Origin of the sequence: Enterococcus sp. 9E7_DIV0242 (assembly GCF_002140975.2) — a bacterium.
In the GTDB taxonomy this organism is placed as follows: Bacteria; Bacillota; Bacilli; order Lactobacillales; family Enterococcaceae; genus Enterococcus_L; species Enterococcus_L clewellii.
This window is the reverse complement of record NZ_CP147247.1, coordinates 3,230,640-3,247,021: the sequence shown is the minus strand read 5'-3', so window position 1 is coordinate 3,247,021 and position 16,382 is coordinate 3,230,640. Positions and strand designations below refer to the sequence as shown.

Sequence of the window (16,382 nt, the reverse complement as noted above, 5' to 3'; positions counted from 1 at the left end):
AGGGCTAAAAATCAAAAAGAGAAGCGAACCAAAAAATTATTTTACAATTTTTTGGTTCGCTTCTTTTTGATAGGCTCTCACAATGAGTTATGTCACAGCCCCCTCTTCTTCACTTTATGATCCACTTACTTAATCCACTATTTTCCAACACGTATCAATTTCTTCAATGTAATACTTTCACACCATACGGCTGCAATTGAATCGTCTGCCCTGTTCTTTCTCCTGTGAGTAAATCAGTCCGTTCCTCTGCTACTTCAATGACTTGTACTTTCTCAGAAAAATTCATGACAAAGTAAAAGCTTTCTTCGTCAAAATCACGGGCTTGGATAGAAACATCAGGATGCCCTTTTATGATCCAAGGATTGGTCAGATCCAGCTCCTCTATCAACGTCCCATAGAAATCCTTCAAAAAATCCTGTTGGGTTCTTGCTCCTATGAAGTAGGCAGTGCCTGTTCCAACCTTGTGCTTCGTCACAGCTGACTGCTGTGCATAGAAATCCTGTGTGTAGCTTCCCAGATTTTCTGCTCCTTTAAGCTGAATAATACTGCAATAATCTTGAATTTCATAAACATTTCCTTGGTACTCCAATTGATTCCGATCCTTCGGATAAAGAGTATCCGTCTCTTTTAAGGTGATACCAAATAGCTCTTGAAGCTTCTTAGGCCAACCATTAAGATAGGTCAAATCGGTTTCATTCACATAACCAGTCACATATGTAGTAACCAAATGACCGCCTTGCGCTACATACGCAGCAAATTTATCCATCGTCGTTTCTTCTATCAAATAGAGCATAGGCGCAACGACTAAATCATATTTCGTCAGATCAAAAGCCGGCGTGATCACTTCTACTGGAATGTCTGCATTCCAGAAACTACGATAATGCTCCTGCAACGTCTGGCAATAGCGCTTGCTCTGTTGAGAAAACCCTTGAGCATCTTCCAAGGCCCAATTATTGTCCCAATCAAAGATGATCCCCACTTTTGCTTTTTTATTGCTTCCCTTCACAGCTTTGATTTTTTCAAGTGCTTGACCAACTTCCGCCACCTCTTGAAAGACTCGATTTTCTTCACTATTGTCATGATCGATCACTGCTCCGTGGAACTTTTCTGAGGAACCACGAGATTTACGCCATTGAAAATACAGATTACTATCTGAGCCATGAGCGATAAATTGCAGCGAAGACAACAGATGCATGCCTGGTCGTTTTGCTTTATTTACCGCATGCCAATTGACACCGCTCGGCGTAGATTCCATGATCAAAAAAGGCTGTTGCTTGAGGCTACGGTACTGGTCATTGATGAAACCGACCTTACTCGCAAGATCCGCTGTTGTTCCCCAATCATTGTGCCAGGCAGGATAGCAATCCCAACTTATCACATCCACATGCTGGGCAAACTTTCCATAATCGAGACTTTGGAAAGGAATCAAATCATTCGTATCAGCCATAAAATTAGTCGTGATCGGAATATCCGGTGTCAACCGACGGATGTCTTTGATTTCATGCTGGTAAAAATCGATCGTCTGATCGGTAACAAATCGTTTCCAATCAAGGGTCAACCCATGAACCATCGTTTCCCCTATGCTAGACGGGGATTCAACCTGAGACCAATCACTATACGTATGACTCCAAAACGGGCCCCACCAAGCTTTGTTCAAAGCTTCAAGTGTCTTGTATTTTTTCTTCAACCAACGACGGAAATTTTCCTGACAATACGTACAGTGACAGTCTCCTGAATATTCATTTGAAATATGCCACATCAACAATGCCGGATGATCGTCATAACGTTCTGCCAGCTTTTTATTAATGATCCCTACCTTCTCCCTATAGACAGGAGAAGAGAAGCAATGATTATGGCGCCCTCCATGAAGCTGCTTTTCTCGTCTTTCATTTGTGCGTAGCACTTCTGGGTATTTCTGAGAAAGCCAGGCGGGACGGGCCCCACTCGGTGTTGCTAGAATAACATTTCCATCCATTTTATAGATGTCGTCCATGATTTTATCTAGCCAATCAAAATGAAAAACCCCTTCTTCCGGCTCCAACGTACTCCAGGCAAAAATGCCTAATGAAAAAGTATTGGCTTTCACTTTCTCCATTAATTCGAGATCCTTTGCCAATATCTCCGGATAATCCAGCCATTGGTCCGGATTGTAATCCCCTCCATGAAGTAGGCGCGTTTCTAAATCGTATCGTCTCATATGAATTCCCTATCCTTTCGTTCCTCCAGCTGTCAGTCCTGACACAAAGTGCTTTTGCAGAGACAGGAAGACTAGCGCAATTGGAATACTGATGAGGATCGCTCCCGCCGCAAAGGTGGTATAGCTTGCCCCCATCTTATCCGTGACTAATTTATACAGCCCAATAGGCAAGGTGTAATACTCCGGATTTCTCAGCAAAACAGAAGACAAAGCAAAATCTCCTAGAGGTCCGGTAAAACCATTCATCGCTACCACAGCCAGCATCGGTCGTGATAATGGTAGAATGATCTGTAAAAATATCCGTGTATTGCTGGCACCATCGATTTTAGCGCTCTCGTCCAAGTCTCTTGGTATCGAATCAAAGTAGCCCTTTAAAAGATACGTATTCATCGGAATTTGTCCGCCGACATAGATAAGTATCAAGAGCCAGTGACTATTGATAAGACCCAGCATTTGTGCTAACACAAAGATAGCGATCAATGCGGAAAACTGTGGAATCATCTGTAGCAGTAAAAACAACGTCAGCCCATTTTTTCTTCCAGTAAAGCGGAAACGAGAAAACGCGTAAGCAGTCATTGAAACGGAAACCAAGGAAAGCAGCATCGTGAAGAAACTGATTTTTAAAGAATTGATGTACCATTGCCCATAAAGTAAGGTTCCCTCATTCGCAAATAAGCGACTATAGTGTCCTGTTGTAGGATTTTCAGGAATCAGGCTGGTACTGATCAGACTGTTCCCAGGATTGAAACTCGCACCGATCGTCCAAAGCAATGGGTAAATAATGACGACTACCATAAAAATCAGCAGCAGATAGGTCAAAGCAAGCCTTATATGACGCTGTCGTTGAATACTTGAATGATGTGCCTTCATTGTTATGCCTCCTCCTTAAACGAATTGGTTCGTCTGAACTGCCAGACAGCTATGCCAATCACGAAAATCGATAATAAAATGGTCAGAGCAGCAGCCAATGCATATTGACTATTCTGCATCGTCAATTTATAGATCCAAGAAACCAAAATATCCGTACCTCCGGCAGTCGAACCCGGTACTGCTGGACCGCCCGCATTGAAAAGATAGATAATATTAAAGTTGTTAAAATTAAACGTATACTGTGTGATGAGAATGGGTGCCATCGAATAAAGAATCAACGGCAAGGTAATCCGACGAAACTTTTGAAAGGATGAAGCTCCATCGATCGTTGCAGCCTCATACAAATCATCGGGAATCGATTGCAAGGTTCCGGTCGTCACAATGAAAATATACGGAAAGCCTAACCAGCCCTGAATCAACAGTAACGCTAATCGTGTCCAATTGGCATCGGTCAACCAAGGAATCGGTGAAATGTTTAAAAAGCTCAACAATGAATGGTTGATTGCTCCGAAGCTGTCATTGAACAGACCAGCAAACACCAAAATCGTTACGAACCCGGGAACGGCCCAAGGCAAAACAAGAATTGTTCGAAAGAGCTTTTTGAATCGGAGTTCCTTTTGGTGTACGACAACGGCCAGAAAAATACCGATCGCTACCTGAAGTGTTGATGCAACCAACGTCCAAATCACCGTCCAGCCTAAAACATCAAAGAATGTATTCCGCCAAATATCGACAGTAAATATCTTTTTAAACGTTTCTAAGCCGACCCAGTTTGCTAAATTTGCCGGTGCAGAGTGATACAGATCATAATTGGTAAATGCCAACGCAATACTGAATAAAATAGGGAATATCACTGAAAATACTAGAAGAATAAAGGCAGGACTACTTAGTAAATACGGATAGCCCTCACTCAAAAGCGCGTGATAGCTTTCCTTCAGTGAATTCACTCTTAGGCCTTGATCGATCAATTCGCCATTTTTATACGCATCACGGATGTTAAGGTAGTAAAAGAACAAGCCAAAAGCAATTACGATCAGTGCAACCAATCCTTCAGCAAGTAAAAAAATGGAATTATCTCGAGGAACTTCAGTCCCAAGTGTGAGCAGTCCCCAAATCCCCATATTGAATAAGTCTTTAAAAACAAATAGATACATTACAAAGAAAAAGAAAAACAGTCCAGCTTTCAGCTTTTGACGATTATAAAATTGCCCTCCACCCGGAATAATGGCTAGCAGAGCCGCTTTTTTAGCCTGTGAGCCATTGGTTTTCACAGCCTCCATTGATAGAACCTCCTTCTAGAGAGCGAGTCAACTTCGTTCTCGCTCCCTTCTTTCTCTAAAACCGAATTATTAATTCTTTAACATATGACGGAGTAGCATCATTCATGGATCATTCTTCGTCAATTCTGAGTGGCTGCAATTGCTGATTTGATTTGTTCGACCGCTTGAGGTAGCGCAGTTTTCGGTTCTGCTTTTCCAGTCGCAATCGTTTGTAGTGCTGAATCGATTGGCTCCCAAACGCTGTTCATCGCTGTAATCCCAGGTGTCAGCTCTGCATATTTTGATTGTGTAGCAATTGCTGTTGCACTTTCACTATCCAAAATCGCCGGATCATTTGCTAAGGCTTCAACAGCTGGAATCTCTGCTGTTTTTTCAAAACGAGTTTTTGAATTTTCTTCATTGGCAATAAAAGCCACGAATTCTTCTGCTAAATCAGTATTTTTTGAATAGCTGCTGACATTGTAGCTCTTCACTCCTATAAAGGATCCCATATGTTCGCCGTTAGCAAGCATCGGTAGTTCCTTCACGCCATAATCAATCCCAGCTTCCTCGTAAGGCGTCAAGTTCCATGGCCCGGAAATCACTGCCGCCGCTTTTCCTTCCGTAAATAGAGAATCTAATACATTGATCCCTTGTTCACCCACAATCCCCGTTGGAAATACACCGGAATCATAAAACGTTTTGATATACTCTGCCCCTTTGATGGCGCCGGAATTTGCGAGTCCAATATCTTCCGGATCGTAATTGCCATCAGCATCACTACCGAAGACGTAGCCTCCATAACCGCTCAATACACCTTGTGCATAATAGATTTGATCCCATAACGCCAGAAGACCATAGCTGTTGTCAGTCGTCACTTTTTTAGAATAAGTTAACCATTCATCGGTTGTTTCCGGAAGATCGGATTCTGATATAAGTGCTTTGTTATAATATAAAATTTGTGTTTCCACAGCTTTGGGTAAGCCATAGACTTTTCCATCAACAATTTGAGATTGCATGGCTGCTTCCGTATAGATATCCTGTATTGCTTGTTCTACATCCATTTCCTTTAATAAGCCTTCTGTCACGGCTGTTCCAATCTGGTCTCCCGGAATCGTGATCACATCCGCGCCCGTTCCTGCCGGCCCGTCCAAACGTAGATCCTCAAGCTGATCTGCATAGGCTTTTTCAACAACCTTTACCGTAACATCGTGTTCCTCTTCAAAAGCTTTTACGGCCTCTTCAATACCTACTGATTTCGACTGATCTTCCCATACAAGCAAGTCATAGTCCTTATTGTTTCCTTTAGAAGAACCTGATCCGTCAGTAGAATTGCTTGCCTGGGGACCACAAGCAGATAAACCTAATGCTAATGCGCCTAGTAATAAAAGATTTTTTCCTTTTTTCATAGTAATCTTCCACCTTCCATTTTTTGAAAACGCTATCCATACCACTATAATAAATTAATTTACTAAATAAGTAAAGTTATTTATAAAATTAATTTCCTTAAAAGGTTAATTTTATTTACCAATCACCTCAAAAAAAAACAGCTCATAGAAAAGAAAACACGCTGCAGCTTACTATTCATGCAGATTACAATTAGTAAGGACAATAAATTTCTAGAAAATATCGTTGCACATTCTAATAAAACAATTTAGTAAATATATTTACTAAATCAACTAATTAATGTATACTGATTTCGAGGTGAAATTATGGTTACTATCAAACAAGTTGCTGAAAAAGCTGGTTTTTCTCAGGCAACGGTCTCTCGCTTGCTAAAAGGAGATACCAGCTTATCTATCGCAGAAGAAACGAAAAAAACGATCATCCACACCGCACTTGCGATGGGTTATGATCGTTCGAAAATAAAAACAACTATTGAACAAATTGCCGTACTGTTTTGGTTAACTGATCAAGAAGAACTTCAAGACCTTTACTTTCGTCAGCTCCGGCTTTCCATCGAAAAATATGCAAAGATCAACAACATGGAGATTGTCATGCTGAAGCACGAGGAAGGAATCGATCCGTTGCCAAAGACTGTTTCCGGATTTATTGGTATTGGTTCTTTTACCAGCAAAGAAATCAAACAGCTGAAAAACCGATGCTCAAACGGTGTCTTTTTGGAGATCAATCCTCAGCCGGATCTCTTCGATACAGTGAAACCAGATACAGACCATATGACCCGAAAAGCAATCGATTACTTTATTCAGAAAGGACATCAGAAAATCGGATTTATTGGCGGCGCCTTTTTTGATCCAGATACCGGATCAGAAGAAAAAGACAGTAGAGAGACTGTCTTTAGAGACTATTTGCAGAAAAAAGGGTTGTTGAATGAGAAATATATTTTTTCTGGTGGCCACTTTACTGTAGACCAAGGTTATCGCTTGACTACCGAGCTGATCGAGACCTCTGACAACGACCTGCCAGATGCTTTCTTTGTCGCTTCGGATACTATTGCCGTAGGCGCCCTTCAAGCCTTCAATGAAAAGGGGATCTTGATTCCTGAACGTTTGGAATTATTGAGTATCAATGATAATGATATCGCAAAGTTCGTTTCGCCCCCTTTGACGACATTCAGGATCGATGTAGAGGAAATCGCAAAGACAGCCATCGATATGCTCGTCGATCAGCTGATTTATCCGCGAAAAACAACGAAAACAGTCCTACTGGGTTCTGAGCTGATTGTTCGGAAAAGCTTTATCCCTTTAGAAGACGATTAATTCAACCAAGCAACAAGATAAAAATAGGTAAAACGGGCAGAAAACTGCTAGGGATGCTTTTTAGATAAGCGCCCTTAACAGTTTTCTGCTCTTTATTAAATACTATTCAACGAATAACTTTTTGCTCGAATAAACGCCACTAAGTCTGCAACTGCCCGTTCTTTATTTTCTCCCATAAACAACTGATGCGTGCCGCCTTCGTAGAGACGAACGGAGGCTTGGCCACCACTTACCTGCCAAAGATAATTGGCGCTCTTATAGTTCGTCGTTTCATCCCGACGATTCTGCAAAATCAGCATATTTTTCTTGATTTCTTCTTTCAACCCAAGCTTCAATTTTTTCTTGGTCAGGAAAAATAACTGTAAAAATTGCAGGCAAGCCTTCAATGGGGTACTCGAAGATTGAAAATAGTAGTTTAATCGCTCTTTATCTTTTGAAAAGAGCCCATGACTGATATCATAAAAAATCACTGGAAAATTATAAAGATAGATGGGGGTACTGCATAAAATGATTTGATCCACAGAGGCTCGATGAGATTGCTGAATCGTCAACAAGCCACCCATTGAAAAACCGATACAGGTGATATGCCGATATTCTTGTTCCAGCTCCATGATTTTCTGCTCCACATCATTCAACCAGTCCAGATAAGTTGCCTTGGCAAAATGCTTCTTTACACCATCATGCCCTGTCAGCCGTATCCAGAAGGATTCCATATTTTGCTGCTGCAAATAGTCATGCAGGTAGAAAATTTCCTGTTCATTGCCGCCAAAACCATGAATGATCAATAAAGCTCTTTCTTTCATCTCTTCTCCTCTCAACTAGTCTCCTACTTTTCCCTAATATAGCAAGAATCACTGGTCCATACAATAACTGACAGCCTTATTCAGTCATCCTTAATCATCTCTTACAGCTTTGTTTAAGAATTCTTTTAAAATCAGAAGATAATGAACACTTATTATTTCTCATCTAACGATGCATACAAAGGAAATAGCTCTTTCAATGTATCAACCTGTCACTTGAACACTGTCAACGATGCGCTCTGCTTTAACTAACAGCTTGCCTAGTTGGAAAGTCCTGTCCCCCATTGCTTCCCTAAAAGCTCGCTGGTTCTCTTCACTTTGTAAAAAAACGGATAAAGGTAAATGATCCGCTAGCTCGTCTTCCAGCTGAGGCCAGATATAATAGTCCTCGATTGCTACCGTGTCACTCCATTTCTGCAAAGCAGACAACAGCTCATTGTAGTCTGCGATACTCCCCGTTCGCTCGTCACTCTTGTAATGCTGGAACATAAGATACACCTGAAACTGCTTCTTATTCAGCAATACCGCTAAACATGCATTTTCCGTTTGTCGATTCACACTACGGTACGCACACCAAAAATGACTGCGAAGATTCCACCCGTTCGTCCAGCTCTCGATCTTGGGTTTACTCATTTGATAGGCTTCCGGCAATAAGCCCGCAATTTCACGCTGCATAGCCTTCCACTTTTGCCAATGCTTTTTGTACTCTATTTTAATTTTTTCAATCTCTGCTTCAGTCAGCTGCTCCTTCAATTGTTTAAAGGTATAACACGCTCGATCAAATAATTGAAAATCATCTATCGTTAATCCCACACGCTCGCCTCTTTTCTGCTCTTTTATTATAAACACACCAAAGAAATGATTCAATTCATCTTTATCTTTTGTCGCTCTTTCCCGAAATAAACAGCTTGTAAGAAGAACCGCATGATGCATAAAAAAGGGAACCAGCTTATCAGGACTTTTTTCCCTGTCAGCCATTCCCTTTTAACCCGTAATAGTCATTTTTCAGACTGAGTATTCCTTCTCTCAATTAGGCAAACACATATTTTTGGATTGCCGCAGACACGCCATTGTCGTTATTGGTCTTGGTTTCAACATCCGCACACCATTTTACCTCTTGAGGTGCATTGCTCATCGCAACGCCTAATCCGGCCAGCTTCAACATTGGGATGTCATTGAAGTTATCTCCAATGCTCATCGTTTGTGCCAATGGTACATTATAATAATCCGCCACTTCTACCAAGGCTTTCTCTTTTGAGACTTGCTTCGATGTCACTTCCAGATAGTTGTCTTTGGAAAGATAAAAGGAGCTATTGAATAAATGCAGATTTTGCATATAATCATGAACTTTTTTGATTACATCTGCTTCTTCAACGAGTAAAAGCTTATGCACAGGTACATGCTTTTTCAAAAGCAACAACTGTAAATTTGCGGCTTCCGGTGTCTCTTTCGTGATAGCGGCTTCGATCGCTGTCCACTTATCCAATGTATTTACATACCAATCCGCACCGGAATATAGATTGATCGATACTTCTGGAAACTGATTGACAATTATATCCACAATCATACTCACTTCATCGTGTGCCAGTTGATGCTCGATCAAGGTTTGATACCTGCTGCTTCCTTTAACAATCAGCGCGCCATTGTAACAAGCGATGGGGTTATCGGCTAAATCCAGACTCTCTGCAATCGGGAATATCCCTTTGGGCGAACGGGCAGAGGCCAAAATAAAAGGGATTTCTTTGGCTTTTAGCTGCTGAATATTGTCTTTCAACTCTGTATCTAATGAATGGCAGTCATCTAAGATCGTTCCATCGATATCACTTATTATTAGTTTTATTTCCTGATTTTTCATATCAGCGTTTCCTTCTCTCTGTTGATTTTTCATCTCAAAAAATCACCTTCAGCTCCCTCGACAGCTGCTGTCTTTCATGTGCATCTGGTTCAGCATCAGTAATCCAATAGTCAAAATCATTGATCGATCCTATTGTATATTTGGATGCAATAGTGCCTTTTGTGTGTTCCGCCAGCAATATTTTTTTCTTCGCTTGTTTCATTACCAGCTGTTTGATATAGGCATCTTCCCGATCCTCAAAACTGACTTGACCATTTTTTAACCCCACCGCCCCAATGAAAGCCACATCAAAATTGATCGACATAAGTAACTCTGCTTCATTCAAAGAATAGTAGAATCTGTTCCGAGGATAGAATTTCCCACCTAGTAGATGAAAAGAACCCCGATCTCGCTCGCTAAACATGATGGCATTATCCAGCGAATGGGAATAGACCTCTACCTCTTCATCGACTAGCTGCGCCAGTTTAAGGATAATGGTCGATACATCAAAAAAAATCAGACTGTTTGGCTCGATAAATGCCAGTGCTTTTTGAGCAATCTCTGTCTTTTCTTTTGTAAAGGTGTTGACACGATCACTAAAGGAAGGAATCTCACTATTTCTCTCAAGCGGAATGATCCCCCCGTGGGTACGCGTAACCAGCTTTCTTTCCTCTAAAATCGAAGAATCGCGTCGGATCGTATCTCTGGAGACTTGAAAATATGCCATCATTTCTTTTGCCGACAGCTCGCCTTTTTCCTTTAACAGCTCGACAATTTTGGTTAATCGTTGCTCTTGATACATGTTGCTCCCTCCCTCATATATACTATAGCACACCTTATAAGCGTTTATAAGTATAAATAAGTAATTTTAAGCATTTTCGATATAGTCAAATCATAAATAACTTACGTCTGACTATGAGAAAAAAGTCCAAAACCAGCTAAAAACAACAGGAAATGTTTTTGCAGATTTCAGACTCATATCACTTTATTATCTAGTTATGTTCGGAACGTCTACTTAAGCAACGGAAAACTTTTTCTTTATCCGGTAGAGGGCATAGGCAATGATTACGACCAATACTACGGTCAACACAGCGCCTCCTTCAAAGCCATAAATCCCACCATTCAAACTACTATGTTGAGGCAAGCTATTCGTTTTTAATACAGAGGAGTAATTCCGCATCCCACTGACAGACACACCTAAAACAGGACCCAGAATAAAATTCCATGCACTATGGATCGCACTAACAAAGAATAGATTATCGGTTAAGTAAAAAAGCAGAGAAAATAACAAGCCTGCCAAAAAAAGATTGAGCGTTGCCAGGGTAAATCCGGCGGCGTGCAAGATGGAAAAAATCACCGAATTTGCAATGATCCTCGTCCACACATTATAGCGGGCAGACAAAGTATTCATGATTAAACCGCGGCACAAGACTTCCTCCATCATCCCTTGAAAAAAATAACCAATGACCGAACCTGCCAGATACAGCCAGCTCACCTGACTCAAATTATTCTGAACATCAATTGCGCTAAATAGAGCATTGATCACAAAAACAGATAGAATAATGCTGCTGCCGATTGCCAGCCCCAAAAAATATTTTTTTACACTCCCTGCCTTTTTAAAACCAAATGAAGGCGGTGTTCTTTTTTCAACCAAAAATGCATAGAGCAAGATCACTCCGATCACAACAACAGACAGGAAAGAAACCATTACTTCGGCTAAGCCAACATTGATTCCTTTTTGCTGAGTAGGTAAAATAACAAGAAATTGCGCGGCAAACATCACGATGATGCTAAATAATACGACAACAATTGCATTCCCACGCCTTTGTTCTTTTGTTAAGAGCATTGATTGGGTTAATTTCATAAGTGTGCGTCCTCCATTTTTTCTTAAGCTATAAAACAACTATTTCTATTTTCGCTAAAGTATGAATCTTTGTCAGTGGCACTCAGGTGTACTAAAATAAGAATGATTATTTCTCTGTCATTATATAAGGCGGACACAAAATATTGCGTTGATTTGCTCATCATTTACTCAATCCAAGGAGGAGTGGCACTATGAACTTCGGTCCAATGGTCCGGCACATCCGGCTGAAAAAAGGCTTTTCACAAAAAGAAATCTATACTGGTATCATCTCCAAATCCTATGCGATTGAATTTGAAAAGGGAAAACACAGTATCTCTACAGCGCTTCTGATTGAGGTATTGGATCGACTATCCATGGACATGGATGAATTCTTATTTATCAACAAAGGATATCTCCTGAATGAATACTCTGATTATATCTATCGTATCTCTAAATACGCAAATTCACACGACCTTGTTTCATTGAAAAAGCTGTTTGCTGAACTCTCTGAAAAAGATAATCTGATCGACAACGTCCATCGTGCAGAGGTGCGATGTCGCATTCGAATCATCGAGCACTTTAAGAAAACTGGTCATTTCGACACTACCCGCACTCTTGAAGAAGATCGACATTGCATCCAAGAGTACTTGTTACGAGTAGAAACCTGGACCCTTCATGAAGTCCAATTGTTCGGAAATACGATCGAATTTCTAGACTTTAATGCCCACTTCCCACTATTCAGAAGTGTCTCAAAATCGTTCAGTTTATACAGTGAATATGACAAAGGCCGTGAAATTTTTTGTGCGATGCTGATTAATTTGATCAATCAAGCAATAAAACACGAATTTCTTGATTATGCAGAGGTGCTGATCCAACAATTGAAACTGCTTAGTACCGACTATAAAGAGTTCTTTCATCATGCTATCGCCAAATATTTCAGCTATATCTTGCTAATCAAGCGTGGTGATGCAGTAAATGGTCGCGCAAAAGCAAAGGAGCTGCTCACGTTCTTTTATGAGTTGAACCAGGATGCATTAGCAAACGAACTGAAGGTTCTTTTGGACTGACACGAAAACAAGCTAGCCCATACTTTTCCCATCTGCTTTTTCTATATCGGTACAACATTTTTCTCCACACAAGCACTCAACTAGTTGCAAATCAGACTATCCATGAAATAATAGCGGAATGGCAAACATCAGACAATCCAGCGCAACATGGACCGCATAGCTTGTCCAGATCGAACGTTCCGATTTAAGGTACGACTGATTGAAAAACCAACGTGCGCCTCCTTGCAGAATCAACACCTGTATTACCGTAATCAACAGTGAATCATGGTAATAGGTCGCCGTATGGATCAACCCAAAAATCACACAGGAAATCAGACTTGCAACGGTTGTGCTTGTGTATTTATCAGCAAGTTCCAGGATGTAAATAGAAAACAGCTCTTCACCAATCAATGCGATCGGCAGGATCAAAAAGATCCACGGATTGTCACTCTGCGGGTTAGCCTTTGTCCCATGAATCAACAACTGAACAGCACCTCCGGCAACAACTCCATAAGCAACGGCAAGAGCCAGGTACTTTCCAAAGTTTTTCCAGAAATGGGTCGGCTTTTGAAACAGCCGAACGAAAGATGTCTTATCTAGCCCAATAATGAACGCCAATGAACCAGCAATCGCCAGCGAAAAGAAACCCAGATTAGGAATAAATCCAGATAAAGGGTCCATTGCCCAAAAGCCTATCCCCAACAAGACAAGACCAACAACTTGTTTCAGTAAATCCGTTTGTTTCAGTAGATTTTTCGTTTCCATGTAAAACAGCTCCCTCTTTCTTTTTTCCAAGCTATATTTGCTATCTCAACTCAGATTTTCTATCTATTTAACTATCCGCGCGAGGACCCCTCCATTTGAAAAACACACCAAGTATACCAACAACGAACAGCACGACTCCAGAAATCCCTAAGGTGGCAGAACATTGTTCATTGGTTTTAGGGAAAGTGTCTAGTGCTATAGCAGGAGTTATTGCTTCTGTATTTGGCGCTTTACTATCCACCGCTGTATCAGTAGCTGTATCAATGCTTGTCAACTGATCGTCCATTATTTGTGCTGATGGTTCAGCCTCCTGCGAGTCGATCCCTTGTTCTTTCGGAACGACAGATCGTTCCTCTTTACTCGATGTTTCTACAATTGGTGGTACTGGTTGCGGCTCATTCAGCATTGAATCAGTGGCCTCCGTTTCAAGCAAATCTTTGGTCGAAATAGGCGGTTGAGTCGGCTCCGTTATCGGGACCTCTTCAATCACTGTTGGAGGAAAAACTTCCGGTGTCTGCAAATCTGGTTGTGGCAGATTAGAAGTGGTTTCCAAGTTAGACACGGTCATTTCAATGGTCTGTGTGACTACAGGTGGGAACGACTCTATTTGCTCCAGTGATGGCTCCAACACTTCAGTCGGAATAGACTGTCCTACCGGTACATCCTTCTCCACGGTTTCATTATAAGTAATTGTGACTTCACCAAAATCGTTGTACCAGCGCTCTCCGTCCTTTCGAATCTCAGAACCATCTGCCATTGTTTTTGACTGACCATCTATGGAAGTACTGACCACCAGCTGGCCATTCACTGTCTCAAAATCAGTCACTGTATCCGCCCAGGCTGACTGGCTAGTTATGATCCCCATCGAAGCACCTAAAAAAACGGCACCTGCTAATCCTATGATTTTTTTCGCTTTCATTTATCCCTTGCTCCTCATTAGTTTGTACACACTCAGACATGTACAAAATTTTTCATTTATTTTTTTAAAGTACTGATACGCCTACTTTACATGCTTATGTTCAGTATCAATAAAAAGGTCTTATATGTCGTACCACAAATTTTTTTATTTTTCATATATCCGCTGATTTTATCTCTCAGAAAACAAAAACAACCACCTACGGAGGGGAAACTCCATAGCTGGTTAATTGTTGTAGGTGTTCTTTATTCTCAATTTTTAGTTATACTCCGACAAAATCGTACGGATTTCCGTATAACCATTTTGTTCAGCATAATCCATCGCAGTTCGTCCGGAGTTATCTGTGATATGCTGATTAGCACCATTCTCCATCAACACTCGGACGATTTCTTGATACAATGCCGTGCCTTCACGTAAGCCAACAGCTTCGATCAACGCTGTATAGCCATAATTATTTTGAAAATCGATATCCTCACGACCATCTGCCAATAATAGCTTAACATTCTCGATATGTCCTTTTTCAGCAGCTGGTATTAACGCATTTCCTCCGAAACGATTGTGAACAGATAGATTTGGTTCTGCATGTGCCAACATGTACGCCAGAATTTCTGTTCGACCTTGGGCACCTGCATATAGATAGGGACTGTCACTGATATTGTTTTGCTTATTGATATCTGCGCCACGATCAATCAATGCCTTTGTCATCTCCACATCGTTATTATGAACAGCGATGTTCAACGGAGTATTGTTTTCCCCGTCCACTTCATCAATCACATAATCCGGATCTTGAAGAATTTCTTTGATTTGGTCGGTATTCCGTTGCTCTGCAGCAGCCAATAGTGTGCCTTGTTCAAAGTTTTTCACTGGTTGCGTCACTTCCTTCTCCTCTGATGTTTGGGTGGTTGAACTTGGTTCTGTCGTGGTAGTTGTCGTGCTGAACGAGTCAGAGGTCCTTGTTGTAGAGACTTGACTAGCATCAGGCTTTACTTTCTGACTCTGGCAAGCACCGAGCAACAATATCGTACCCACACTAAAAATACTGAATAGTCCTAATAGTCCTTTGCGTGACTTCATCTAGCCTCTCTCCTTTCAATAAATCGGTCGTCATTTCTTTCTCTTAATCTAGTAAATATTCTGCTACTTGTCCATAAATATGATTGGGGCACATACCAAAATAAACCGACAGGCTAGCATGTGCTCCTTTGCACAGCAGCTTGTCGATTCATCTGGCTGACTCTTTACTTGATAGTGAATCTATCCATGATGTTCTTCAATAATTGTAACAATCAACGATAATACACTTCATCCAAAAACAGCCCTTGTGCCGGCACTGTTTCTCCCGCCTCTTGTCTGACCTTGTTTTCAAGTACCTCATCGATCACGTCTAGCTTCGATGCACCGGACCCGATTTCCAAAAGTGTGCCCATGATGATTCGAACCATCTTATGCAGAAAGCCATCGCCGACAAATGTAAAATGAAGCAGATTGCCCTCTCTTTCGATCGAAAGCTTTTCAATCGTACGAATCGTTGATTTCTTTGTCTTTTTCAGTGCAGAAAACCCAATAAAATCATGCTTTCCAAGTAATTTCTCACAGGCCTGATTCATCACATCAAAATCAAGCTCTTGTGGGTAGTGAAAGCTGTAATTGCGTTCAAAAGCCGATGGAATTACATCATTCCAAACATAATAGCTGTACGCTTTTCCAGTCGCATTATATCGGGCATGGAATCGTTCTGGTACCTCTTCGATATCTTTGATGACAATATCTCGCGGCAGCTGATGATTGAGTGTGCTGATCATCTCTGCTATATCAAGTTCCGCATTCGTCTTGAAATTGGCAATCTGCCCTCGTGCGTGTGTGCCGGCGTCGGTTCTCCCCGACCCGATGATCTCAATTTTTTCCCCTGTCATCTGTGTTAGAAGGTTCTCTATTTTTCCTTGAATCGTCTTATCTGAGTTGCCAAGCCTTTGCCATCCAAGGTATCTTCCACCATCATATTCGATTGTTAATTTAATATTTCGCATCTTCGTCTATTTTCTCCTTCTACTTGTTCACTCTGAACTCGAATGTTTGCCCACTATCCTTTTCCCGATACACAATGCTTCTAGCATTTTATCGATATCTCGTTA

At 41.2% G+C, this 16,382-nt stretch carries 14 protein-coding genes and 1 pseudogene; 2 read left to right on the top strand and 13 right to left on the bottom strand.

Annotated elements, in window-relative coordinates; translation table 11 throughout:
- Nucleotides 1-163: 163 nt before the first annotated feature.
- From A5888_RS15440 to A5888_RS15425, 4 genes are all read right to left on the bottom strand, one after another.
- Nucleotides 164-2,197, bottom strand: a complete 2,034-nt coding sequence (locus A5888_RS15440; protein WP_086351104.1) for a beta-galactosidase — start codon at nucleotides 2,195-2,197, stop codon at nucleotides 164-166.
- 9 nt (nucleotides 2,198-2,206) lie between these two features.
- Nucleotides 2,207-3,067, bottom strand: a complete 861-nt coding sequence (locus A5888_RS15435; protein WP_086351103.1) for a sugar ABC transporter permease — start codon at nucleotides 3,065-3,067, stop codon at nucleotides 2,207-2,209.
- Nucleotides 3,068-3,069: 2 nt separating this feature from the next.
- Nucleotides 3,070-4,347: a carbohydrate ABC transporter permease gene (locus A5888_RS15430; RefSeq protein ID WP_086351102.1), complete on the bottom strand. Its 1,278-nt coding sequence runs from the start codon at nucleotides 4,345-4,347 to the stop codon at nucleotides 3,070-3,072.
- A gap of 119 nt (nucleotides 4,348-4,466) precedes the next feature.
- The gene (locus tag A5888_RS15425; protein WP_422389752.1) at nucleotides 4,467-5,741 is read right to left on the bottom strand and encodes an extracellular solute-binding protein; all 1,275 of its coding nucleotides are present in this window, start codon (nucleotides 5,739-5,741) and stop codon (nucleotides 4,467-4,469) included.
- A gap of 297 nt (nucleotides 5,742-6,038) precedes the next feature.
- Here A5888_RS15425 and A5888_RS15420 point away from each other — a divergent pair, with 297 nt between their 5' ends.
- On the top strand, nucleotides 6,039-7,046 hold the full coding sequence (locus A5888_RS15420) for a LacI family DNA-binding transcriptional regulator (protein ID WP_086351106.1): 1,008 nt from the start codon (nucleotides 6,039-6,041) through the stop codon (nucleotides 7,044-7,046).
- Between the two features lie 95 nt (nucleotides 7,047-7,141).
- Here A5888_RS15420 and A5888_RS15415 read toward each other — a convergent pair whose 3' ends face one another.
- From A5888_RS15415 to A5888_RS15395, 5 genes and pseudogenes are all read right to left on the bottom strand, one after another.
- Nucleotides 7,142-7,849 (bottom strand): alpha/beta hydrolase, encoded by a 708-nt coding sequence (locus tag A5888_RS15415; RefSeq protein WP_339101674.1) that lies wholly within the window; start codon nucleotides 7,847-7,849, stop codon nucleotides 7,142-7,144.
- A 152-nt stretch (nucleotides 7,850-8,001) separates the two neighbouring features.
- A pseudogene (locus A5888_RS15410) lies at nucleotides 8,002-8,659 on the bottom strand (HI_0552 family protein).
- A 217-nt stretch (nucleotides 8,660-8,876) separates the two neighbouring features.
- Complete coding sequence (locus A5888_RS15405) at nucleotides 8,877-9,701, bottom strand: Cof-type HAD-IIB family hydrolase (protein ID WP_086348932.1); 825 nt, start codon at nucleotides 9,699-9,701, stop codon at nucleotides 8,877-8,879.
- A 34-nt stretch (nucleotides 9,702-9,735) separates the two neighbouring features.
- Complete coding sequence (locus tag A5888_RS15400) at nucleotides 9,736-10,482, bottom strand: DeoR/GlpR family DNA-binding transcription regulator (protein ID WP_086348899.1); 747 nt, start codon at nucleotides 10,480-10,482, stop codon at nucleotides 9,736-9,738.
- A gap of 213 nt (nucleotides 10,483-10,695) precedes the next feature.
- A complete protein-coding gene (locus A5888_RS15395; protein ID WP_086348898.1) occupies nucleotides 10,696-11,544 on the bottom strand; it encodes a CPBP family intramembrane glutamic endopeptidase in 849 nt (282 codons plus the stop codon).
- Between the two features lie 191 nt (nucleotides 11,545-11,735).
- Here A5888_RS15395 and A5888_RS15390 point away from each other — a divergent pair, with 191 nt between their 5' ends.
- Nucleotides 11,736-12,590, top strand: coding sequence for a helix-turn-helix domain-containing protein (locus A5888_RS15390; RefSeq protein ID WP_086348897.1), 855 nt, complete (start codon nucleotides 11,736-11,738; stop codon nucleotides 12,588-12,590).
- Nucleotides 12,591-12,686: 96 nt separating this feature from the next.
- Here A5888_RS15390 and A5888_RS15385 read toward each other — a convergent pair whose 3' ends face one another.
- The 4 genes from A5888_RS15385 to truA all read right to left on the bottom strand — a co-directional run bounded on the left by A5888_RS15385 (nucleotide 12,687) and on the right by truA (nucleotide 16,277).
- On the bottom strand, nucleotides 12,687-13,334 hold the full coding sequence (locus tag A5888_RS15385; RefSeq protein ID WP_086348896.1) for a CPBP family intramembrane glutamic endopeptidase: 648 nt from the start codon (nucleotides 13,332-13,334) through the stop codon (nucleotides 12,687-12,689).
- 67 nt (nucleotides 13,335-13,401) lie between these two features.
- Nucleotides 13,402-14,253: a hypothetical protein gene (locus tag A5888_RS15380; protein WP_086348895.1), complete on the bottom strand. Its 852-nt coding sequence runs from the start codon at nucleotides 14,251-14,253 to the stop codon at nucleotides 13,402-13,404.
- Between the two features lie 255 nt (nucleotides 14,254-14,508).
- On the bottom strand, nucleotides 14,509-15,324 hold the full coding sequence (locus A5888_RS15375) for an ankyrin repeat domain-containing protein (protein WP_170924753.1): 816 nt from the start codon (nucleotides 15,322-15,324) through the stop codon (nucleotides 14,509-14,511).
- A gap of 212 nt (nucleotides 15,325-15,536) precedes the next feature.
- The gene (gene truA / locus A5888_RS15370; RefSeq protein WP_086348894.1) at nucleotides 15,537-16,277 is read right to left on the bottom strand and encodes a tRNA pseudouridine(38-40) synthase TruA; all 741 of its coding nucleotides are present in this window, start codon (nucleotides 16,275-16,277) and stop codon (nucleotides 15,537-15,539) included.
- Between the last annotated feature and the right edge of the window lie 105 nt (nucleotides 16,278-16,382).